The organism is Microvirga aerophila, assembly GCF_003332305.1.
In the GTDB taxonomy this organism is placed as follows: Bacteria; Pseudomonadota; Alphaproteobacteria; order Rhizobiales; family Beijerinckiaceae; genus Microvirga; species Microvirga aerophila.
In genome coordinates this window covers 13,177-33,981 of sequence record NZ_QOIO01000008.1, presented here as the reverse complement: position 1 = coordinate 33,981, position 20,805 = coordinate 13,177, and the positions used below count along the sequence as shown (strand labels likewise).

At 62.3% G+C, this 20,805-nt stretch carries 21 protein-coding genes and 1 tRNA gene; 6 read left to right on the top strand and 16 right to left on the bottom strand.

What is annotated here, in order from left to right; translation table 11 throughout:
• Positions 1-26: 26 nt before the first annotated feature.
• Together DRB19_RS05910 and DRB19_RS05905 are read left to right on the top strand one after the other, a co-directional pair.
• A complete protein-coding gene (locus DRB19_RS05910; RefSeq protein WP_114185113.1) occupies positions 27-1,343 on the top strand; it encodes a family 1 glycosylhydrolase in 1,317 nt (438 codons plus the stop codon).
• On the top strand, positions 1,333-2,139 hold the full coding sequence (locus tag DRB19_RS05905) for an MIP/aquaporin family protein (protein WP_114185112.1): 807 nt from the start codon (positions 1,333-1,335) through the stop codon (positions 2,137-2,139). Before DRB19_RS05910 ends, DRB19_RS05905 begins: the two co-directional genes overlap by 11 nt.
• 14 nt (positions 2,140-2,153) lie before the next feature.
• Here the strand turns inward: DRB19_RS05905 and DRB19_RS05900 are convergent, their stop codons facing one another.
• The 8 genes from DRB19_RS05900 to DRB19_RS05865 all read right to left on the bottom strand — a co-directional run bounded on the left by DRB19_RS05900 (position 2,154) and on the right by DRB19_RS05865 (position 9,114).
• A complete protein-coding gene (locus DRB19_RS05900) occupies positions 2,154-2,435 on the bottom strand; it encodes a DUF6894 family protein (RefSeq protein ID WP_245439294.1) in 282 nt (93 codons plus the stop codon).
• A gap of 60 nt (positions 2,436-2,495) precedes the next feature.
• Positions 2,496-2,570: transfer RNA gene (locus DRB19_RS05895), tRNA-Glu, on the bottom strand.
• Positions 2,571-2,644: 74 nt separating this feature from the next.
• A complete protein-coding gene (gene recJ / locus DRB19_RS05890) occupies positions 2,645-4,456 on the bottom strand; it encodes a single-stranded-DNA-specific exonuclease RecJ (RefSeq protein WP_114185111.1) in 1,812 nt (603 codons plus the stop codon).
• A 25-nt stretch (positions 4,457-4,481) separates the two neighbouring features.
• Positions 4,482-4,943, bottom strand: a complete 462-nt coding sequence (locus DRB19_RS05885) for a GNAT family N-acetyltransferase (protein WP_114185110.1) — start codon at positions 4,941-4,943, stop codon at positions 4,482-4,484.
• Between the two features lie 84 nt (positions 4,944-5,027).
• Complete coding sequence (glpX, locus tag DRB19_RS05880) at positions 5,028-6,026, bottom strand: class II fructose-bisphosphatase (protein ID WP_114185109.1); 999 nt, start codon at positions 6,024-6,026, stop codon at positions 5,028-5,030.
• Between the two features lie 58 nt (positions 6,027-6,084).
• Positions 6,085-7,407 (bottom strand): homoserine dehydrogenase, encoded by a 1,323-nt coding sequence (locus DRB19_RS05875; protein ID WP_114185210.1) that lies wholly within the window; start codon positions 7,405-7,407, stop codon positions 6,085-6,087.
• Between the two features lie 82 nt (positions 7,408-7,489).
• Positions 7,490-8,716, bottom strand: a complete 1,227-nt coding sequence (locus DRB19_RS05870) for an LL-diaminopimelate aminotransferase (RefSeq protein WP_114185108.1) — start codon at positions 8,714-8,716, stop codon at positions 7,490-7,492.
• A gap of 38 nt (positions 8,717-8,754) precedes the next feature.
• Entirely contained in the window at positions 8,755-9,114 is a 360-nt protein-coding gene (locus DRB19_RS05865; protein WP_114185107.1) for a hypothetical protein, read from the bottom strand.
• Positions 9,115-9,252: 138 nt separating this feature from the next.
• On the opposite strand from DRB19_RS05865, the gene DRB19_RS05860 reads away from it, so the two are divergent.
• Complete coding sequence (locus tag DRB19_RS05860; RefSeq protein WP_114185106.1) at positions 9,253-11,058, top strand: PHA/PHB synthase family protein; 1,806 nt, start codon at positions 9,253-9,255, stop codon at positions 11,056-11,058.
• 67 nt (positions 11,059-11,125) lie between these two features.
• On the opposite strand, the gene DRB19_RS05855 is transcribed toward DRB19_RS05860, so the two are convergent.
• Entirely contained in the window at positions 11,126-12,433 is a 1,308-nt protein-coding gene (locus DRB19_RS05855) for an OmpP1/FadL family transporter (RefSeq protein WP_114185105.1), read from the bottom strand.
• A gap of 382 nt (positions 12,434-12,815) precedes the next feature.
• On the opposite strand from DRB19_RS05855, the gene DRB19_RS05850 reads away from it, so the two are divergent.
• The gene (locus DRB19_RS05850) at positions 12,816-13,712 is read left to right on the top strand and encodes a fumarylacetoacetate hydrolase family protein (protein ID WP_114185104.1); all 897 of its coding nucleotides are present in this window, start codon (positions 12,816-12,818) and stop codon (positions 13,710-13,712) included.
• Between the two features lie 61 nt (positions 13,713-13,773).
• Here the strand turns inward: DRB19_RS05850 and argC are convergent, their stop codons facing one another.
• The 7 genes from argC to DRB19_RS05815 all read right to left on the bottom strand — a co-directional run bounded on the left by argC (position 13,774) and on the right by DRB19_RS05815 (position 18,833).
• Positions 13,774-14,748 carry an N-acetyl-gamma-glutamyl-phosphate reductase gene (gene argC / locus DRB19_RS05845; RefSeq protein ID WP_114185103.1) on the bottom strand — a complete coding sequence of 325 codons (975 nt, stop codon included), beginning with the start codon at positions 14,746-14,748 and terminating at the stop codon, positions 13,774-13,776.
• 264 nt (positions 14,749-15,012) lie between these two features.
• The gene (locus DRB19_RS05840; protein WP_147021680.1) at positions 15,013-15,411 is read right to left on the bottom strand and encodes a hypothetical protein; all 399 of its coding nucleotides are present in this window, start codon (positions 15,409-15,411) and stop codon (positions 15,013-15,015) included.
• A 110-nt stretch (positions 15,412-15,521) separates the two neighbouring features.
• Complete coding sequence (locus DRB19_RS05835) at positions 15,522-16,340, bottom strand: c-type heme family protein (RefSeq protein ID WP_114185101.1); 819 nt, start codon at positions 16,338-16,340, stop codon at positions 15,522-15,524.
• Positions 16,337-16,807 carry a hypothetical protein gene (locus tag DRB19_RS05830; RefSeq protein WP_338067353.1) on the bottom strand — a complete coding sequence of 157 codons (471 nt, stop codon included), beginning with the start codon at positions 16,805-16,807 and terminating at the stop codon, positions 16,337-16,339. The genes DRB19_RS05835 and DRB19_RS05830 overlap by 4 nt, the downstream gene beginning before the upstream one ends.
• A gap of 457 nt (positions 16,808-17,264) precedes the next feature.
• The gene (gene rpsI, locus DRB19_RS05825) at positions 17,265-17,741 is read right to left on the bottom strand and encodes a 30S ribosomal protein S9 (RefSeq protein WP_114185099.1); all 477 of its coding nucleotides are present in this window, start codon (positions 17,739-17,741) and stop codon (positions 17,265-17,267) included.
• A 2-nt stretch (positions 17,742-17,743) separates the two neighbouring features.
• Complete coding sequence (gene rplM, locus DRB19_RS05820) at positions 17,744-18,208, bottom strand: 50S ribosomal protein L13 (RefSeq protein WP_114185209.1); 465 nt, start codon at positions 18,206-18,208, stop codon at positions 17,744-17,746.
• 190 nt (positions 18,209-18,398) lie between these two features.
• Positions 18,399-18,833, bottom strand: coding sequence for a PaaI family thioesterase (locus tag DRB19_RS05815; protein ID WP_114185098.1), 435 nt, complete (start codon positions 18,831-18,833; stop codon positions 18,399-18,401).
• A 51-nt stretch (positions 18,834-18,884) separates the two neighbouring features.
• Here DRB19_RS05815 and DRB19_RS05810 point away from each other — a divergent pair, with 51 nt between their 5' ends.
• Together DRB19_RS05810 and DRB19_RS05805 are read left to right on the top strand one after the other, a co-directional pair.
• The gene (locus DRB19_RS05810; protein ID WP_114185097.1) at positions 18,885-19,412 is read left to right on the top strand and encodes a CoA-binding protein; all 528 of its coding nucleotides are present in this window, start codon (positions 18,885-18,887) and stop codon (positions 19,410-19,412) included.
• A gap of 67 nt (positions 19,413-19,479) precedes the next feature.
• Complete coding sequence (locus DRB19_RS05805; protein WP_114185096.1) at positions 19,480-20,763, top strand: O-acetylhomoserine aminocarboxypropyltransferase; 1,284 nt, start codon at positions 19,480-19,482, stop codon at positions 20,761-20,763.
• Positions 20,764-20,805: the final 42 nt, after the last annotated feature.

The window sequence follows — 20,805 nt, the reverse complement described above, 5'->3', positions numbered from 1 at the left end:
TTGGAGCCCCCTCTCGGAGGCTCGCAATGACTGCGCCCTGGTTCATGTTCGCGACCGGAATCGAGAACAGCTATCCGACAATCAAGAACGGCACCGTCCGCGTCGACGAGATGGACAAGTGCGGCCACTACAAGCACTGGCGTAGGGACTTCGAACTCCTGCAGGAACTTGACATCCGCTACCTGCGCTATGGCCCGCCGATCCATCGCGTATGGCTGGGCCAGAACCGATATGACTGGAGCTTTCCCGACGAGACCTTTGGGGTGCTCAAATCGCTCGATGTGGTGCCCATCGTGGATCTCTGCCATTTCGGCGTGCCGGATTGGATCAGCAACTTCCAGAATCCGGATTTTCCGGCGCTGTTCGCCCAATATGCGAGCGCGTTTGCGCGGCGCTTTCCCTGGGTGCAACTCTACACGCCGGTCAATGAGATGTTCATCTGCGCCACCTTCTCGGCGGCTTACGGCTGGTGGAACGAGCAGCTCTCAAACGACAAGGCGTTCGTGACGGCGCTCAAGCACATCGTCAAAGCGAACGTCCTGGCGATGGCGGCGATCCTCGACGTTCGTCCGGATGCGATCTTCATCCAGAGCGAGTCCTCCGAATATTTCCATGCGGACGAACCTGACGCGATCAAGAACGCCGAAGTGTCGAACGCGCGCCGCTTTCTCTCCCTCGACCTGAATTATGGTCGCCGCGTCGATTCCGAAATGTACGAATTTCTCGTGGATAACGGGATGACCAGGGAGGAATACCACTTCTTCCTCCAGAACCATCTTCGCCAGCACTGCATCATGGGGAACGACTATTATGTCACCAATGAGCACAGGGTCGCGCCCGATGGCCGGACCTGGGCCGCCGGAGAAATCTTCGGCTATGCCGAGATCACCCGCCAGTATTACGACCGCTACCGCCTCCCCGTCATGCATACGGAAACGAACCTTGCCCAGGGCCCGAACGGCGATGAAGCCGAGATCTGGCTGCGGAAGGAATGGGCCAATGTGCTGCGGGTCCGCAACAGCGGGGTGCCCATTGTCGGGTTCACCTGGTACTCGCTCACCGACCAAGTGGATTGGGACACTGCACTTCGCGAGGAGAACGGCCGGGTCAATCCGCTTGGCCTCTACGATCTCGACCGGAACATCCGCCCAGTCGGCACGGCGTACCAGCAATTGATCCAAAGGTGGCGCCGGGTCCTGCCGACGCAAAGCGTGTGCTTGACCGTGCCGGTCGTTCGGCCAAGCCAGTTCGGCACCACGCAATCGGACCATCAGCAGGCGGAGGCGCGCGACCTGCGCCAGGGGACGTCGGCAACGCAGACGATGGCGGACCATGGAGGATGAGCCGGGGCGTCAGAGCTCTCCTCCGGACAGGCCCCTCCATGGCGCTCCGTTTCCACCCGACCGCCTGCACCCGTCTCTTTACGCAGCCGAATTTCTCGGCACAGCCCTCCTGGTCGGGGTTGGCGTGTCCATCGTCATTCTCATGTTCGGGCAAGACAGCCCTGCCGAGCGGCTCGTTCCAGGCGACGGGCTTCGCCGGTTCCTGACAGGAGCGCTGTTCGGATCGGTCGGAACCCTGATCGCCATCTCGCCACTTGGAAAGGTCAGTGGAGCGCATCTCAATCCAGTGGTGACCCTGGCGTTCTGGCTCGAGGACAAGCTCGCATGGCGCGATGCGGTCCTGTATGCGCTTGCGCAGTTCGCCGGGGCCGTCGCCGGAGCCCTGCTGCTCCTGGCATGGGGGCAATTGGGAAAAAGCGTCTCGTTCGGCGCAACCGTGCCGGGACACGGAGTTTCCGTATGGACGGCTCTGCTGGGCGAAGCAGGCGTCACGTTCCTGCTCATCATGACGATCTTCACGACGGCCGCTCACCCGAGAACCCGGAATTTTACGCCCTTCACGATGCCGATTCTCTTCAGCATCCTGGTGTGGCTCGAAGCGCCGATCTCCGGCACGGGCGCGAATCCCGCCCGATCCTTCGGGCCGGCTCTGATCGCCGGCCTGTTCGACCACCAGTGGATCTACTTCGTCGGGCCGTCCCTGGGCGCTATCGTAGCGATAGGTGTCATTCGGCTAGAGGCGCTCGGCCTTCCTCGCATAACGGTCGCCCGCCTGTTTCACTTCCATATTCCGTGAAGGCGGGCAGGCTCTCAGCGTCTGCCGCGATGCGACCCGCGAAAGAACGGAACGGTGAGCAGCCGCCGCCCTTCCTCGTCGGTGATTTCCAGCTCGATGTTCCCGGCATCGGTCAACTGGTCTCGCAGTTCCTCGACGGTCGCCAGAGCCTCAGCGCGGGCGGCCTCGATGTCCGGGAGTTCGATGCCCTCCTCGTCCTCGTCGAGGTCGTAGCCGTCGCGGATGTTGAAGAAGTAACGGGGCATGGGGTTCCAGCGTCGGATGGGAGCTTCGCGAGTGATCACCCTCGAATGCATCAGGCCCATTTTAGTTCGGACACTCCTGAGGAGAAGCATCATTTTTCGGGGAAGTCGGGATGGCGCGGCCTAGGGGAATCGAACCCCTCTTCCCAGCGTGAAAGGCTGGTGTCCTAACCGATAGACGAAGGCCGCTTAATCGGGGCAGTGCCGCCGAAGTGCGCGGACATATAGATGGGTTCTTTCGCCGCCGCAAGCGTCAGAATGACTTATTCTGGCTTCGCCGCGTCCATAATCCTAACCTCGACCTTTTCGCCCCCGCCCCAACGGTCGACCGAGAGAGTTCCGGCCACATGGAGACTGCTGCCCATGGCGTTCGAAAGGGCGTTACCGAGCGGCTGGCCGGCGGCGCGGAAAGCGATTCCGCCAATGATGGACCCGTCGCCGCCTCGGAGTTTCACCCGCACATGGCCGCCGCTTCCGACCTCCCGCGCCTCGACGAGTCGATGCTGCGGGAAAACGAAAACCGGCTCCGGCTGGCCGGAGCCGAACGGCCCTGCCCGATCCAGTGCAGCGACGATGCCTGGCTGCGCTCCACCGGCCGTCAAGGTCGCATCAACCGCGAAGTGGTCGTTCAACTGGGCCACGCTGACCGGATCGGAGAGACGCTCCGTCGCGTAGGCCACGAAACGCTCGAGGTTGGCGGCCTGAATGGTCACGCCGGCCGCCATGGTATGCCCGCCTCCCTTGACGGCGAGGCCAGCGTCCACGGCCCCTCGAACCACCGACCCCAGATCGACCCCTGGCACGGATCGGCCCGAGCCCGTCGCCGTGCCGTCCTGGTTGAGCGTGAAGGCGAATGCTGGCCGGCGGAAGCGCTCCTTGGTTCGGGCGGCGATCAGCCCGACCACGCCAGGGTGCCACTCGGCCGAAGCGGTCACGACCACGGGCTGATCCGGAACCCGTTCGAGGGCCATGAAGGCCTGGGCCTCCGCCTCGGCGACAGCCGTCACCTCGATGGCTTGGCGCTCCCGGTTCAGCCGGTCGAGTTCGGCCGCCAGTTGCCCGGCCTGATAAGCATCCTCCGTGAGAAGCAGCCTGGACCCCAGGGCGGCATCGCCGATTCGGCCACCCGCATTGATGCGGGGTCCCACCAGATACCCGAGATGCCAGCATTCGGGAGCGCCTGCGAGACCCGCGGCGTCGAGAAGGGCCGCAAGGCCGACCCGCCGGCGACTGCGCATGACCGCAAGGCCCTGGCGGACGAAAGCGCGATTAAGGCCGATCAGCGGCACGACGTCCGCTACGGTGGCAAGCGCCACGAGGTCGAGGCTCGCCATGAGCTCGGGCTCGCGGCGGCCATTGAAGAAGCCCCGTGCGCGCAGGGTGCGGTTCAGCGCCACGAGAAACAGGAACACCACCCCAGCGGCACAGAGGTGGCCCAGACCCGATAGGTCGTCCTGACGGTTAGGATTGACGAGCGCCACCACCTCGGGAAGCTCCGAAGGGGCCTGGTGGTGGTCCAGCACCAAAGCGTCGAGGCCGATTTTCGTCGCTTCCGCCAAGGGCACGAGGCTGGACGTTCCACAATCGACCGTGACGAGGATGTCGGCGCCCTGCTCCCTCAATCCGCGAATGGCATCGACATTCGGGCCGTATCCTTCCGTGATCCGATCAGGGATATGGATGAGATAAGGCACCCCGCAGGCGCGCAGATACTCGGCCAAGAGGGCGGCGCTGCAGGCGCCGTCCACATCGTAATCCCCGAAGATCGCGACCTTTTCGGTGCGGATCACTGAGTCGGCTAGGCGCGCGGCGGCGGCTTCCATGTCCGTCAGCACATGCGGGTCGGGCATCAGGTCCCGCAGGCGCGGGTTGAGGAACCCTTCCGTCTCGTGAATTCCCACCCCTCGCCCGGCGAGAACGCGGGCCAGTACGTCAGCCAAGCCATGGGTTTGCGCAATCGCAAGCGCGATGCTGCCCTGCGCGGCAGTGCAGCGTTCGACCCAGGTGCGGCCAAGGGCGGAGCGGGTCACGCCCAAAAACGGACGGGGCAGATGCAGTGGAGCTGATTCGGTCACCGGCGGAGACTAACCCGAAATGTGGTCAAAACATCTGCCGGTATTGGATGAAGCCGCTGCGGGCAGCAACCTTATCGTAGAGCCCCTGTGCGGATGTGTTGGATTCGTGGGTCAGCCAATAGACCCGGCTTGCCCCGTTCGCCCTCGCCCTCTCGTAAACCGCCTCGATCAGCGACCTGCCGATTCCCCGGCCCCGGGCCGCCTCTGAGATGAAGAGATCCTGCAGGTAGCAGTAATCGCCGATCGTCCAGGTCGAGCGATGGTAGACGGTGTGGACAATGCCGACGATCTCGCCGCCGAGCAGGGCCACAAGACCCTGCATCGGCTCCGCCGGATCGAGCAGCCGCCGCCACGTCGTGTCCGTAACCTCGGCCGAGAGCGACGCCTTATAGAACGTCAGGTAGCCCTGCCACAGCGGCTCCCAGGCTGCCCGATCCTCGGCTTGGAAGGGCCGAATGACGATATTGCTCTGGCTTGCACCGGCCATTCGATCGGCCCCTCGTGGATCCTGATAGGCCGTCTTGGCCTTGGGAAGGAAAAGGGCTCCCGGCGGGGAGCCCCTTTCCGGGCTCTAGTCCAGGTGGAACTTGGAGAGTTCGCGGTGCTCGCCGTAGATGCGGCGCACGGTGCCTGTCGCGGAACGATAGACGACCGTCTCGGTGGTGATGACGCCCTTGCCGAAGTTCACGCCCTTGATAAGCGCCCCATCCGTCACACCGGTCGCCGCCACGATGACGTCGCCGCGGGCGAGATCGGTCATGTCGTATTTCCGGTTCGGATCGGTCACACCCATCTGGAGGGCGCGAGAGCGCTTCTCCTCGGTATCGAGGATCAGGCGGGCCTGCATCTGGCCGCCGATGCAGCGCAGTGCGCCCGCCGCCAGCACGCCTTCGGGCGCCGCGCCGATGCCGAGATAAATGTCGATGCCGGTCTCGTCGGGCTTGGTGGTGAAGATCACACCCGCCACGTCGCCGTCCGAAATCAGCCGGATGCCTGCTCCGGTCTTGCGGATGGCAGCAATCAGGTCCGCGTGGCGCGGCCGGTCGAGCACGAGCGCGGTCAGCTCGTTCGGCTTCACGCCCTTGGCCTTGGCAAGGCTGTTGATGTTTTCTTCAGGCGACGCGTCGAGATCGACGACGCCTTTGGAATAGCCCGGGCCTACGGCGATCTTGTGCATGTAAACGTCGGGAGCTGCCAGGAGCGTCCCTGCCTCCGCCATGGCCATCACGGCAATGGAGCCCGGCATGTCCTTGGCGCAAAGGGTCGTTCCTTCCAATGGGTCGACCGCGATGTCGACCTTCGGGCCGTTCCTGTTGCCGACCCGCTCGCCGATGAACAGCATCGGCGCCTCGTCGCGCTCGCCCTCGCCGATCACCACCGTGCCGTCGATGGGCAGCTTGTTGAGCTCCCGGCGCATGGCGTCCACGGCGGCCTGGTCCGCGGCCTTTTCGTTGCCGCGGCCACGAAGGCGGGCCGAGGCGACGGCCGCGCGCTCGGTCACGCGGACGAGCTCCAGGGTCAGGATGCGTTCGATAAGTTGGCCCGGTTGGACGGTGATGCCTTGCGACATGGAGGTTTCGTCTCCCTTTGAAGGTGTTGGGCGGAACTAGGGGCCCGCCTTGGATAGACTATTCGCGCTCGATGCGGATCACTTGGGGCGGCTCGGCAATAAGACCATCCCCCGAAATCTCTTCTAGGGCTGACCGGATTGCCGACTCGGCCGCCGCATAGGTGATCAGCACCAGAGGCACAGGCGTCCCGGACCGCCCGTGCGGGTCCTTCGTGGCAGCAGTTTCTGAGCGCTTCTGAAGGATGCTTTCAAGGGAGATGTCGGCCTCCGCCATGCGGGTCGCGACGCCGGCCGCGACGCCGGGGCGGTCGTGGACCGTCAGGCGGATGTAATAGCCCCCTTCGTGGCGCTGCATGGGTGCCCTCGGGGCGCTTTCCAGGGAATGGACCGGGCGCCCGAACGGAGCACCAGCGGCCCCTGAGGCGACGTCCGCGATATCGGCGACCACGGCCGAGGCGGTGGCGGCCCCGCCCGCGCCCGGGCCGATCAGGGTCAGCTCCTTCACGGCGTCGGCGTCGATCGTGACGGCGTTGGTTACCCCCATCACCTGGGCGATGGAGGACGTGCGTGGCACCATGGTCGGGTGGACCCGCTGCTCGATGCCAGTATTTGTGCGTTCGGCGACGCCCAGGAGCTTGATGCGGAAACCAAGTTCCTGCGCCATGGCGAGATCGAGCGGGGCGATCGACGAGATACCCTCCACATAGATCGCTTCGGAGTCGATCTGGGAGCCGAAGGCGAGGCTCGTCAGAATCGCGAGCTTGTGGGCCGTGTCGAACCCTTCCACATCGAAGGTCGGATCAGCCTCCGCATAGCCGAGACGCTGCGCGTCCTTGAGGCATTCGGCGAAGGTCAGGCCTTCCAGCTCCATGCGTGAGAGAATGTAATTGCAGGTCCCGTTCAGGATTCCGTAGAGGCGCGAAACGGAGTTGCCGGGCAGGGCCTCGCGCAGGGTCTTGACGACCGGGATGCCACCGGCGACCGACGCCTCGAAAGCCAGAGTCACACCCTTTTCCTCGGCGGTCCGCGCGAGGGCAGAGCCATGCTTCGCCAAGAGAGCCTTATTGGCCGTCACCACATGCTTTCCGTGGGACAAAGCCGTCTCGACCACCTCGCGGGCGCTTCCCTCCGAGCCGCCGACAAGCTCCACGACGCAGTCCACCTCGGGCGAGCGGGCTAACGCGATGGGATCATCGAACCATGTGAAGGGTGAAAGATCGAAGCCGCGATCCTTGGTCCGGTCACGGGCGGACACCGCCACGACCTGCACGGGCCTGCCACCCCGCTGGGCGATGACCGCGTTCTGACGGGCAAGGATTTGGATGACCGCTGCGCCAACGGTACCAAGGCCGGCGATACCGACCCGAAGAGGACGTGCCACGAACAACAGCTCCTGAGAAAGTCGCGTTGCTCTTTACGACCGGATGCCAGGCATGTCCATGCGAGTTGGACGCCGTCGGACCTCAGGTTCCGGCGGCCCGCACCATGGGCACCACGTTGTGCAGGGTCTGGTCCGCCGTATCGAAGAACTTGCGCACGTTGCGGGCGGCTTGGCGGATGCGCTGCTCGTTCTCCACCAAGGCGATGCGCACATAGTCGTCGCCGTGTTCGCCGAAGCCGATGCCGGGCGCGACCGCCACATCGGCCTTTTCCACGAGAAGCTTGGAAAACTCGAGGCTGCCCATGTGGCGGAACTTCTCGGGGATCTGCACCCAGGCGAACATGGAGGCGGTCGGCACTGGGATCTGCCAGCCGGCCTTTCCGAAGGAATCGATCAGCACGTCGCGGCGGCGCTTGTAAACGGCCCGCATCTCGCGGATGCATTCCTCCGGACCGTTCAGCGCGGCGGTCGCCGCGACCTGGACCGGCGTGAACGCGCCGTAATCGAGATAGGACTTCACCCTGGCGAGAGCAGCCAGAAGACGCTCGTTGCCCACCGCGAAGCCGATGCGCCACCCGGCCATCGAGAAGGTCTTGGACATGGAGGTGAACTCGACCGCCACATCCATGGCGCCCGGAACCTGCAGAATGGACGGAGGCGGGTTGCTCTCGTCGAAATAGACCTCCGAATAGGCGAGGTCCGAGAGCAGGATCAGTTCGTGCTTCTTCGCGAAAGCCACGAGATCTCGGTAGAAATCGAGCGACGCCACATAGGCGGTCGGGTTCGACGGATAGCAGACTACCAGCGCGACCGGCTTCGGGATCGAATGCGCGACGGCGCGCTCGGCGGCTGGGAAGAAGTCCGGCGTCGGCTCAGCCGGAACTGAGCGGATCACGCCGCCCGCCATCAGGAATCCGAAGGCGTGGATGGGGTAGCTGGGATTGGGCACGAGAACCACGTCACCGGGCGCGGTAATAGCCTGCGCCATGTTGGCGAAGCCCTCCTTAGAGCCCAAGGTCGCCACGATCTGGGTGTCCGGATTGAGCTTTACGCCGAACCGGCGCCCGTAATACGCGGCTTGGGCCTTGCGCAGGCCTGTGATGCCCTTGGAAGCCGAGTAACGATCCGTGCGGGGCTTTCCTACCGTCTCGACGAGCTTGTCGATGACATGCTGCGGCGCCTGCATGTCGGGATTGCCCATTCCCAGATCGATAATGTCCGCTCCGTTGGCGCGGGCGGCGGCCTTGATGCGGTTGACCTGCTCGAAGACATAGGGGGGAAGGCGCTGGATGCGGTAAAAATCCGTCATGGCTGGTCCTCGGCAGATATTTGCGAATCACTTGGGTTCTAAGGATTCTTGCGCTTTGTTGGAAGAGGAATCGGCTGCGGCGCAGGCGTTCCGCCCAACTCGGAGGCCGACTTGCCGGCGGCCTCGTTCCTGGCGCGGATGGCATCGAGCTCCGCCTCGGCGGCTTTGATCTCGTCCGCGGTCCTCGCCGCCGTAGAACGTCCGGCCTGCGGTGTGCCGATGGGCATGTAATCAAGTGACGCTGGCCGGGAGCTTGCCACGAAGTCCGGCGCAGGGGCCGTTTTCGGGCCCGCACCTACGGACGCAAAAAGATCTCGCGTTGGATTGGAACCCTCGGCACAGCCCGCGACGTTTGCCATGAGCAACGCCGTGAAACCTACGATTTTGATGCGGCTCATGAGTATAGTGTTAGCCGTAGAACGCATTTTAGACTTCAACAATGGTGTCACACTCTGGCTTATCAAACAGTTCGACCGCTAAAATGTCCGAAATGCGGCTCGCGAGCAATGGCAGGGGGCCCTAGGGAGACCGCCTTTATGAGCAAAGTGTTAGAGGATCAGAAGGCGCAGCCGACCGCGCCTGATTTCGATGAGCTTTCCCGAAACATGGCCCGGTTCGTGGAAGGCGCCATCAAAGCCACTTCGACCTACCTCAAGCCCATGGAGGACGGGAAGGCCGCGCCTGGCTTCTCGTCCGATACCGAGGAAGCCTTCAAGACGTTCGGCCATGTGGCGGAAGCCTGGATGTCCGACCCGCAGAGGGCCATGGAAGCCCAGGGGCGTCTCGGCGCTCAATTCTTCGATCTTTGGGCCTCGACCCTCAGGCGCGCCCAAGGGGAGCCGGTCGATCCAGTGGCAGAGCCGGAGCCGAAGGACAATCGCTTCAAGGATCCGGAATGGTCGGAGAATCCGGTCTTCGACTTCCTCAAGCAGGCGTACCTGATCACAACCCGCTGGGCCGAGGACATCGTCGAGGATGCGGACGGCGTGGACGAACGCACCCGGCACAAGGCCCAGTTCTACCTGCGGCAGATTTCGAGCGCCCTCTCCCCGTCCAACTTCCTGCTGACCAACCCCGAGCTGATCCGGGAAACCTTCAAGCAGAATGGTTCAAATCTCGTCCGCGGCATGACGATGCTCATGGAGGACATCGAGGCCGGGGCCGGAGAACTCAAAATCCGGCAGTCGGATCCTTCAGGCTTCAAGGTTGGGGTGAATATCGCCACCACCCCGGGCGCGGTCATTTTCCGCAATGAACTGATCGAGTTGATTCAATATGCTCCCACGACGGATCAGGTCCTGAAACGGCCGCTCCTGATCGTGCCGCCCTGGATCAACAAGTTCTACATTCTCGATCTGAACCCGGAGAAGAGCTTTATCCGCTGGGCGGTCTCGCAGGGCCTGACCGTATTCTGCATCTCCTGGGTCAATCCGGACGCCCAGCATGCAGAGAAGGGCTTCGAGCACTACATGCGAGAAGGCATCTTCGCGGCGCTCGATGCGATCGAACAGGCCACCGGCGAGAAGAAGGTCACGGCGATCGGCTATTGCGTCGGCGGAACGCTCCTCGCCACCACCCTCGCCTACATGGCAGCCACGCGTGACAAGCGCATCGACAGCGCAACCTTCTTCACGGCCCAAGTGGACTTCACCCATGCGGGCGATCTCAAGGTCTTCGCCGACGAAGAGCAGATCCAGAATATCGAAAAGACCATGAAGAGCCGCGGCTACTTGGATGGCTCGCACATGGCGAACGCCTTCAACATGTTGCGGCCGAACGACCTGATCTGGCCTTACGTGGTCAATGTCTACATGAAGGGTCAGTCGCCCTTTGCGTTCGACCTGCTCTACTGGAACTCGGATTCGACCCGCATGCCGGCAGCCAATCACGCGTTTTATCTGCGCAACTGTTACCTCGACAACAAGCTCGCCAAGGGCGAGATGGAAATCGCAGGGGTCAAGCTGGACCTGAAGAAGGTCAAGGTTCCGATCTTCAACCTGGCCACTAAAGAGGACCACATCGCCCCTGCCCGCTCGGTCTTCACAGGATCCAAGTCGTTCGGTGGCCCGGTCGATTTCGTGCTGGCCGGATCGGGCCATATCGCAGGCGTCGTCAACCCGACCAACAAGACCAAGTATCAGTTCTGGACCGGCGGGCCTGTCGAAGGCGAACTCGAGGAGTGGACGGCGAAAGCCACCGAGACTCCCGGCTCCTGGTGGCCCTACTGGTTCTCGTGGATCGAGCAACAGGCGCCCAAGAAGGTGCGGGCCCGGCAACCTGGCGACGGCAAGCTCAAGCCGCTATGCGATGCGCCCGGCACGTACGTTCTTGCCAAGTCGTAGGACGCGAAAGCTTTAGTTACGAAAAAGGCCGGCGTGAAGCCGGCCTTTTTCTTGGGAGCGTATCCGCTCAGTACTTGCGAACGATCGGAGCAGCCGGGATCGCGACCTTCGGGTCATCCCAACGATAGCGGACCGCGACCGAGACGATGTCGGTGCTGGCATCCACGTCGGCCACGAAGGGCAGACCAGCATAGTCCTGGTGGCCAGGAAGGATGCGGATCGGCGTGTCCTTGCTGAAGATGTGCGTATAGGCGACATCGAAGGAGAGCTTGTCGCTCCACTGATATCCGGCGCCGACCGACAGCCAGATGCGATCGTTGTCAGGCAGGCGGGTCGAACGGATTTCCGTGTCGATGGGCGACTGCTCGTAGGCGAGACCGGCGCGAAGGGTCCACTGGTTCGTCACCTTGTAGTCGAGGCCGAGCGAATAGAAGTAGCCGTCCTCGTAGTTGAGCGGCAGGGCGCTGACGACGCCACCGGACGGTCCGAGTATCGCCGGGGTCTTGAGACGGCTCCAGTTGGTCCACTCGAAGCCGGCGTGCACGGTCACGGCGGGCGTGATGACCTGCGAGAGGCCGACCGTGATCTGATCTGGGGTGTTCAACGATGCGCGGATGGGAAGTTGAACTCCGGTCGCCGCAAGGACGCCTGCGGGGGCGGACAGCGTTCCCTCGACCTCGTGATTGATCGACGAGCGATAGCCGATACCGATGGTCGTTCCGACGAAAGGCGTTAGGGTAGCACCCGCCGTGAAGCCGAAGCCGATATCGTCGCCTTCGAGGATCACGCTCGGCGCGTTCGGCACAATGCCGGCGGCGCGCTTCAGGCGGATATCAAAGTACTGGAGCGATGGGCCGACCGCGAACGAGAACCAGTCATTGACCTTTACGCCGACGATCGGGTTGACGTTGAGCGAGAAGATCCGCGATGAGCGCGAATAGGCTTGGCCGGACCAGTTCTCGCGCGGGTCGGTCACCAGGCCGAACGGCGCAGAGCTCGAAAGACCGACCCAGAGGGTCTCATTGATCTGATAGGATGCGGCGCTTGCCGGCACCACGGCGTCCTGGCCGATTTCGCCGGAATTGCCGAACACCCGGGTCTGCGTGGGGGCGACCGCGTCGATCTCGATGCGCGGAATAATGAGCGAGAGGTGCGATTCGCTCTGCCAGCCCGGAGCCATGGTGATGGTCGCGGGGTTCCAGAAGATGGATGAAAGCCCGCCCGAGCCCGAAGCGGCGCCGGCGAAGGAGTAGCCCTGCGCGGTTGCGCTCTGCTCGCGAATGCTGAAGGCGCCCGCTTGGGCGGAGCCCTGCGCGGTGATGAGCGCAGCGAACGATACTGCGGCAAGGGCCAAAGAACGATTAAAACGGCTCATAAAGGTTTCCTGCCCTTAAGGGACTATCTGATTCTCTACCGGGGCACCCCGGCGTTGCCGCCAATGTAGCCATTGCTTCAATTCTGCCGCAATCGGTTAACGAAAAGCTACCGAGCGCTCCATAACGCAAGCAACAGCGCGGCATTTACTTTGTTATACTTTCAGATTCGAATGTATTGGGGAATGCTTCCCTTGGTTCACATGTAAACCAAGCGTATTTGTTTGTAATATTGAAACGATCCGCGGGCTCGCCCGGCTGCTCGAATTCCACGGTTTGTCGCCGCTCGTTGCAAAACAGCAACATCGTCGAGATCAGATAGTCCGTTGCCCTGACGCATGGATATGCATCATAAGATCAACAACCACATGAGAGGAGCGCCTGATGAAACTGGTGAGGTTTGGGGAAGCTGGCAGGGAAAAGCCCGGACTCTTGGATACCGGTGGGCAAATCCGCGACCTATCGGGCGTCGTCCCGGATATCACCGCGGAGACCCTTGCATCGGGTGCGCTCGCGCGCTTGACGCAAGCGGATTTGTCCAGCCTCCCGGCGGCCGCTGACGGCCAACGCCTCGGTCCATGCGTGGGAAATGTCCGCAACTTCATCGCGATCGGCCTGAATTACGCAGACCACGCGGCCGAAACCGGCGCTCCCATTCCGGCAGAGCCGATCATCTTCAACAAGGCCCCATCCTGCATCGTCGGCCCCAATGACGACGTCATCATCCCGCGCGGCTCGCAGAAGACCGACTGGGAGGTCGAACTCGCCATCGTGATCGGTAAGCGGGCGTCTTATGTGGGAGCGAACGAATCGCTGGATTTCGTGGCGGGCTACTGCATCTGCAACGACGTCTCCGAGCGCGAATATCAGATCGAGCGTGGGGGCACCTGGACCAAAGGCAAAGGTTGCCCGACTTTCGGCCCGCTCGGCCCGTGGCTCGTCACGGCCGATGAAATCAAGGACGTGCAGAACCTCTCCATGTGGCTCGACGTGAATGGCGAGCGCATGCAGACAGGCTCGACCAAGACGATGATCTTCAACGTGGCCCAGATCGTCTCTTATGTGTCCCATTTCATGATTTTGGAACCCGGAGACGTGATCACGACGGGCACGCCGCCCGGTGTGGGCATGGGCATGAAGCCGCAACGATTCCTCAAGGCAGGCGATGTGGTGACGCTTGGGATCGAGGGTCTGGGCGAGCAGCGGCAGAGGGTGGTGGCTTTCGAGGAGAACCCTCCCGATACCAGCCGCGGTAAGCGGGAGCCTGCTCAACAGGTCTGACCACCGCCTGGTCGAACTCACTGATGAAGAGGGCGATTCCCAGTGGAATCGCCCTCTTCATTTAAATGAGCCCAAGCATCAGCTGGATGTTCTGGACGGCCGCGCCGGACGCGCCCTTGCCGAGATTGTCGAGCCGGGCCACCAGTACGGCATGACCATACGCTTCGTTCCGGAACACCCGGAGCTCCATGCGATCCGTGTCGTTGAGGGCTTCGGGCTCGAGGCGCTCGATCGCCTTGCCGTCACCCGCGGTTGGAACGACGCTGACGAGCCCATCGCCCGGATATCGTTCCATCAGGGCCTTCTTGAGGTCCCCTGCGCTGGGTTTTCCAGGCAGCAGATCGAGATGGAGCGGGACGCTGACCAACATGCCCTGGCGGAAATTGCCCACAGACGGAATGAAGATCGGCCGGCGAGTAAGACCCGTATAGCGCTGGAGCTCGGGAACGTGCTTGTGCTCGAAGCCAAGGCCGTAAAGCTCGAAGGCCGGAGCCGTGCCCGCCTCGTAAGCCTCGATCATCGAGCGCCCACCGCCGCTATAGCCGCTCACCGCATTCACGCTGATCGGGTAATCGGCCGGAACGAGGCCCGCATCGACGAGCGGGCGGATCAGCGCGATGGCCCCCGTCGGATAGCAGCCGGGATTGGCCACCCGTTCCGCATTGGCGATCGCCTCGCGCTGCGCGAGGTCAAGCTCGGCGAAGCCGTAAACCCAGCCGGGGCTGACCCGGTGAGCGGTGCTGGCGTCCAGAATGCGCGGCTTCTTGCCTTCCAGTGACTCCACGAGGCCGACCGTTTCGCGAGCCGCATCGTCGTGGAGGCACAGCACCACGAGGTCGACCTCCGCCAGGATGTCGCGCTTCGCCGCCGGGTCCTTGCGAAGTTCCGGCGCAATGCTTCTGATGGCGATGCCCGGGACGTCCTTCAGCCGCTCGCGGATACCAAGACCCGTCGTTCCCGCCTCACCGTCTATGAAGACCGTGCGCGTCTTCTGCTCCGGGTTTGCCGCGTTCTTGCTCTTGGTCACCGTGGTCATTGTGGATCTGCTCCGCCTTTCGGCCGCCGATATAAGGCAAGGCCGCATAACGCCAATATGTTACTTCGGAAAACAAAAAAGCCGCGCACCCGGCGCGGCTGGACGATCAGACCTGAACAGCCGTCATCGCGCTCGCGCCAAGCGAACGGCCAATCGACGTCGGAGAATGCTCGGACGGTTCTTCATAGGGTTTTTATGAGGTTGAAACAGTCAGGAGTCAACGATGCCTCCTCTAAGGTCCCACATTGCCCTTTTTGCTGTCGTTCATGGGCCCTTGAACGCGAAAGCCGCCCAAACATGAAGGACGACCAGGGGCAGGATGAGCGCGGCGGAACCGATATGCAGCGTCAGCCATAGGGTTCTCACCCAGCGTGCTTTTTGCCTGACGATCTCATTGTTCAGCAAACCGCTCAGGCTTGACAGCATCAGCAGGCCGCTTGTCACGGACAGGAGCGAGCCATTCGGCTGGCCCATATGTGCGACGAGAAGGATCATGGGCAGGATGCCCAGCCAGCGATGGAGTCTGTATTCTCGCTGTATACGTCGTCCCTCACCGCTGCGGCGAACAACGTATAGCCTCCATTGCCACAGCATGGCGACAGTCAGCAGCAGGCCGCTTGCAACCGTATAAGCAAAGGCTCCTTCTCGAGACAAGCTCTCCACCAGCGGCCTTCCGCCCGCGCCGAAGGTCAGGAGCGGTACTGCTGTAACGGCCGCAAATAGCCCCAAGGGCAGGTAGGCCGTTCTAGCCTGTGTCAGTTTCCGAACCATCGTCATTGGAAAAGCACAGCCGTGTTCAGGATGGACGGGGCCGTTGCATCCTTCACGGCTGCAACGAACGTCTCCACATCCGGCAGCTGCCTCCTGCCCTTCTCCGGCCAGTGACCACCGATCAATGGCGCGTCGCGAAAACGTTGCGTCTTGGCCAGATATGTGGCGTAGGCCCGCGCGATCGCTTCATAAACCTGGGCGATCCCCTGGCGGAGCTCCCGGTCAGTCACCGTAGAACGTGGGTAGGTCCACGTGGTCGCCCCCATTACATCGCCGAGTTTCCAGTCGCGCTTGGGCGTGTTGGGATGTTCGTTATGGCAGCTCACGCAGCCTGGGGCGACCGCAAGGTCGGCATATAGCCCCACCTGCAGCTGGAGCGAGGGCATCTCGAAGTATCTTGGCTTTTGGTCGTACGTGAGAGCTTCGAACTGGCCGATCTGTTCGCCCTTGAAGGCATTCGAGGAGGAAATCGGCTGGTCCGAACCGAGAAACAACGCCAGGGCCGCATCCTGCTTTCGGAGTTCGGACGCGACTTCGCGCAGGAACAGCGCCGGAAGGAGACCGGACTCGACCTCGGGCTGCCGCCATTCCTCATTGAAGCTCAGGCTGGCCTCATGCCCTCGGGAGACGATGCGTTCCGTGTAGATCTTCCGGGCAGCCGCATTCACGAGATTGGCGGAGTCCAGCAGGACTTTCACGGGAATTGTCGGCCCATCGTTGGATGCGGACGAGCTTTCATCGGGAAGCGGTGGCGGGGCGGTCACGAACAGATAGATAGCCGCAACGCTCAGCAAGAGCGCGGCGATAAGGGATTTCATCATGGCTTTTCACGGGCTAGGTGGCGTTTGGCTCGCGCATAAGGATCGGGTCCGTCCGCCAGATAGGACCGGATCGCCTCGACATCGTAGGCTTCTGCCAGCTTCTTCTGCACCTGACGGGCATGGTTGCCGTGGTAGTCGTGACACCCCAGGCAGGTGGACCATCGCTGCTGGGCAACCAGGGTTCGGTGGCTGACATCCAGAGGATCATTCTTGAGGCTCAAGTCGTCATGGCAGGCCGAGCAGAACTCCCCTCTGGACGATACACGTTTTCCTCGGTGCTCTTGGTGGCAGCCTAGGCAGGTATTGGCCGCGACACTCTTCAGTGCATCGGCGAAGCGGGGCTCCGACACGCGATGCAGGGGATGAGTATCGTCCGGTCGGGAATGGCACCCCTGGCAGATGGCGACGGTCGGCGCCTGGAAGGCGAAAGCTACGGACGTTTTTCGCAATCCGAGAAGATAAGCCAAATTTGCTTGGATCTGCTGCCTGGTCGTTCCGGGAGAGGCCGAGTGACAGGATACGCAGCCGACCGCATCGTGTCCGGGTGTCATTGGCCCGGGATTAAGGAAATGAATGTGGAGCGGCGATAGCAGGACAGCCAAAGCAGCAACGGCTCCCAACGTGAGTCCGAGGGCCAGTATCTTCGACTTCAACGCTACCAAAACTCTTCCATTCCGCTGCTGATCAAGCCACCCAACGGAGCAGATAATGTATTATATTACATCATTGCAATAACAGAATGCCCTGCCGGAGCATTCCGCGGCAAAGACGCAAAACTATTGATTGAAATATTTGAGATTGAACAACTTAAACGAGCTGACGAATCCGCCGCGTTACTGCCGCGTTACTTAGGTCATCGATACGATTAGAAAAAAAAGAAAGGGCGGCCTGAGCCGCCCTTTGGTCGTTCTTTGTCGAAAAAGCTTAGCGCTTCGAGAACTGGAAGCTGCGGCGGGCTTTCTTCTTGCCGTACTTCTTACGCTCGACGACGCGGGCGTCGCGGGTCAGGAAGCCTTCCTTCTTGAGCGGACCACGAAGTTCCGGCTCGAAGTAGGTCAGGGCCTTGGAAAGGCCGTGGCGGACCGCGCCGGCCTGGCCGGAAAGTCCTCCGCCTGCAACCGTCACGGTGATGTCGTACTGGCCGTCGCGGCTCACGATCTGCAGCGGCTGCTGCAGGATCATGCGGAGCACGGGGCGGGCGAAGTACACGTCGACCGGACGATCATTGATGACGATCTTGCCGGAGCCGGGCTTGATCCAGACGCGGGCAACCGCGTCCTTGCGCTTGCCGGTGGCATAAGCGCGGCCCTGGGCATCGAGCTTCTGGACGTGCTTCGGAGCTTCCGGAGCGGCGGTCTGGGCGGTCTGGCCCAGGTCGCTGAGAGACTGGAGGGTCGCCATGATTAGACTCTCGCGTTCTTGCTGTTGAGAGCAGCCACATCCAGCACTTCCGGCTGCTGGGCCGTGTGGGGGTGCTCGGCGCCCTTGTAGACGCGCAGGTTGCTCAGGATCTGGCGGAAGAGCGGGCCACGGGGGAGCATGCGCTCCACAGCCTTCTCGACCACGCGCTCGGGGAAGCGGCCGTCGAGAATGAACTTCGCGGTCCGCTCCTTGATGCCGCCCGGATAACCGGTGTGGTGATAGTACACCTTCTGCTCGCGCTTGCGGCCGGTGAACACCACTTGGTCGGCATTGATAATGATGACGTTGTCGCCGCAATCGACGTGGGGCGTGTAGCTGGCCTTATGCTTGCCGCGAAGGCGCATTGCCACGACCGAAGCGAGACGGCCCACAACGAGGCCCTTCGCATCGATCACAACCCACTTCTTGTCGACCTCGGCGGGCTTCAGCGAAGTAGTAGTCTTCATCGCGCTGGTTCCCGTTGGAGCCATAAGGCTCAGGTTCTGAAAACGACAAACCGCCGCGAATTGCGGCGGCGAGTGAGCAGGTATCTACTGGAGCGGGGAAACGGTGTCAATTGAAATTGCAGGCGTGAATTCGCAAAAAGCTCAAGCACGACAAGGCCTTTTGTGCTGCGGTATCTAAATACCACACGAATTATCGAACCGGTATTGAATAGGTGCCGGTCGCATGGCAGACGAGGTCTTGGTCGCCTTCCGAATAGATGGACGCCTCTCCTACCACCAGCCGCTTGCCGAGCTTCATTAGGCGGCAATCGGCAATCAGGGCCGTTTGCCCGGGTTTTCGCAGGAAGTTGAAGTTCAGGCTGGTGGTGACCGCCAGCGCCACCGGGCCGATATGAGCGAGAATCACCGCGTAGAGGCCAAAATCTGCCAGTGCCATCATGGATGGGCCGGACAAGGTGCCTCCGGGCCGCAGGTGGCGCTCGTGATAGTCCATCCTAACCCGGGCCGTGAGGGGCCCGACATCGTCCAGATGATAGGTGCGCCCCGCGAAATGAAGCTGCGGAAACTCCCTATCCAGGAACTCCGCCAACTCGTCGCGGGTCATGATCGGCTGGTGAGACGTCATTCGTGATCAATGCTCATTGAACTGCCCTGCCCTATCCCATAGGTTCCGGTCATGGACCACGACAATTACCAGAACGACTACCTCCGAGGCATCCTCCAGAGCGTTAAGACCATTGCTCTCGTGGGAGCTTCCCAGAATCCGGCCCGTCCTAGCTGGATCGTCACGAAGTATCTGCTTGAGCGCGGATATGACGTGATACCGATCAATCCAGGACTCGCGGGCGGCGAACTCCTGGGCAAGCCGGTTTATGGCAGGCTCTCCGACGTGCCCGTCCCGATCGACATGGTGGAGATCTTCCGCAACTCGGAGGCGGCTGGCCCGATCACCGACGAAGCCTTGGCGCTGAACCCGCGACCGAAGGTGATCTGGATGCAGCTCTCGGTCCGCAACGATGAGGCCGCCGCAAAAGCCGAGGCCGAAGGCATTCAGGTGGTCATGGACCGGTGCCCCAAGATCGAGTTCGGGCGCTTCTCCGGCGAGATCTCCTGGCAGGGCGTCAATTCCCGGATGCTCAGCGCTAAGAAGCCCGTCCTGTCGGGCAAGGGTTTCCAGAAGCTCAGCCTCAACCGGCCCCGCTAGCCTCCTTGACGGGCGAACGTTTCGTTCTTTAAATAGAACGATACATTCACATCGAGAGGCCCCTGCCATGACCGACCGGATTCCGGGATTCGACACGCTTGCCGTCCACGCTGGGGCCGCGCCGGATGCGGCGACGGGTGCCCGCGCGACGCCGATCTACCAGACCACTTCCTTCGTGTTCGATGACGTGGACCACGCAGCCTCGCTCTTCGGCCTCCAGGCCTTCGGCAACATCTATTCCCGTATCGGCAATCCGACCTGCGCCGTGCTCGAGGAGCGGGTGGCGGCCCTTGAAGGCGGCACCGCGGCGCTCGCTGTCGCTTCGGGACACGCCGCCCAGTTCTTGGTGTTTCACACCCTGCTCCAGCCGGGCGACGAGTTCGTCGCCGCCAGGAAGCTCTACGGCGGCTCGATCAACCAGTTCAATCACGCCTACAAGAACTTCGGCTGGAACGTGCTTTGGGCCGATTCAGACGATCCGTCGACCTTCGAGGCCGCGATCACCCCGAGGACCAAAGCGATCTTTGTCGAGTCCATCGCCAACCCAGGCGGCGTCATCGTCGACCTGCAGGCGATCGCAGCCATCGCCAAGAAGCACCGCATTCCGCTCATTGTCGACAACACCATGGCGACGCCCTACCTGATCCGCCCCTTTGAGCATGGTGCGGACATCATCGTGCACTCCGCCACCAAGTTCCTGGGTGGCCACGGCAACTCCATCGGCGGCCTGATCGTGGATGGGGGCTCGTTCAACTTCGCGGGCGACGACCGCTATCCGATGCTCTCCAAGCCTCGGCCTGAATATGGCGGCATGGTGCTGGGCGAGACCTTCGGCAATTTCGGCTTTGCCATCGCATGCCGCGTCCTCGGCCTGCGTGATCTCGGGCCGGCGCTCTCGCCCTTTAACGCCTTCATGCTGCTGACCGGCATTGAGACCCTGCCGCTTCGCATGCAGCGCCACTCGGACAATGCGCTGGCCGTGGCCGAACACCTGTCGAGCCACAATAAGGTCTCGTGGGTGAGCTATCCCGGCCTGCGCTCGGACCGGTATCACAACCTTGCCAAGCAGTACTGCCCCAAGGGTGCGGGCGCCGTGTTCACCTTCGGCCTCAAGGGCGGCTACGAAGCCGGCGTGAAACTTGTCTCGAACCTGCGGCTGTTCTCGCACCTGGCGAATATCGGCGACACCCGTTCGCTTATCATCCACCCGGCCTCGACCACGCACCGCCAGCTGACGGACGAACAGAAAACACAGGCTGGAGCGGGTCCTGAAGTGGTGCGCCTGTCCATCGGCATCGAGGACAAGGAAGACCTGATCGACGACCTCGATCAGGCCCTGGACGCGGCGTAAACCGCCGCGTCATCTTCTCAGAAATAACGACGTGAAAGCGGC

Bases quoted from the DNA above. Each gene is read 5' to 3' on its own strand.
- DRB19_RS05870 (WP_114185108.1), bottom strand. From the start codon at position 8,716: ATGACGGATTTTTACCGCATCCAGCGCCTTCCCCCCTATGTCTTCGAG.
- DRB19_RS05905 (WP_114185112.1), top strand. From the start codon at position 1,333: ATGGAGGATGAGCCGGGGCGTCAGAGCTCTCCTCCGGACAGGCCCCTC.
- DRB19_RS05855 (WP_114185105.1), bottom strand. From the start codon at position 12,433: ATGAGCCGTTTTAATCGTTCTTTGGCCCTTGCCGCAGTATCGTTCGCT.
- DRB19_RS05900 (WP_245439294.1), bottom strand. From the start codon at position 2,435: ATGCATTCGAGGGTGATCACTCGCGAAGCTCCCATCCGACGCTGGAAC.
- glpX (WP_114185109.1), bottom strand. From the start codon at position 6,026: ATGTCGCAAGGCATCACCGTCCAACCGGGCCAACTTATCGAACGCATC.
- DRB19_RS05805 (WP_114185096.1), top strand. From the start codon at position 19,480: ATGACCGACCGGATTCCGGGATTCGACACGCTTGCCGTCCACGCTGGG.
- DRB19_RS05910 (WP_114185113.1), top strand. From the start codon at position 27: ATGACTGCGCCCTGGTTCATGTTCGCGACCGGAATCGAGAACAGCTAT.
- DRB19_RS05860 (WP_114185106.1), top strand. From the start codon at position 9,253: ATGAGCAAAGTGTTAGAGGATCAGAAGGCGCAGCCGACCGCGCCTGAT.
- DRB19_RS05810 (WP_114185097.1), top strand. From the start codon at position 18,885: ATGGACCACGACAATTACCAGAACGACTACCTCCGAGGCATCCTCCAG.
- DRB19_RS05885 (WP_114185110.1), bottom strand. From the start codon at position 4,943: ATGGCCGGTGCAAGCCAGAGCAATATCGTCATTCGGCCCTTCCAAGCC.
- DRB19_RS05815 (WP_114185098.1), bottom strand. From the start codon at position 18,833: ATGACGTCTCACCAGCCGATCATGACCCGCGACGAGTTGGCGGAGTTC.
- DRB19_RS05865 (WP_114185107.1), bottom strand. From the start codon at position 9,114: ATGAGCCGCATCAAAATCGTAGGTTTCACGGCGTTGCTCATGGCAAAC.
- rplM (WP_114185209.1), bottom strand. From the start codon at position 18,208: ATGAAGACTACTACTTCGCTGAAGCCCGCCGAGGTCGACAAGAAGTGG.
- argC (WP_114185103.1), bottom strand. From the start codon at position 14,748: ATGACCACGGTGACCAAGAGCAAGAACGCGGCAAACCCGGAGCAGAAG.
- DRB19_RS05850 (WP_114185104.1), top strand. From the start codon at position 12,816: ATGAAACTGGTGAGGTTTGGGGAAGCTGGCAGGGAAAAGCCCGGACTC.
- DRB19_RS05835 (WP_114185101.1), bottom strand. From the start codon at position 16,340: ATGATGAAATCCCTTATCGCCGCGCTCTTGCTGAGCGTTGCGGCTATC.
- rpsI (WP_114185099.1), bottom strand. From the start codon at position 17,741: ATGGCGACCCTCCAGTCTCTCAGCGACCTGGGCCAGACCGCCCAGACC.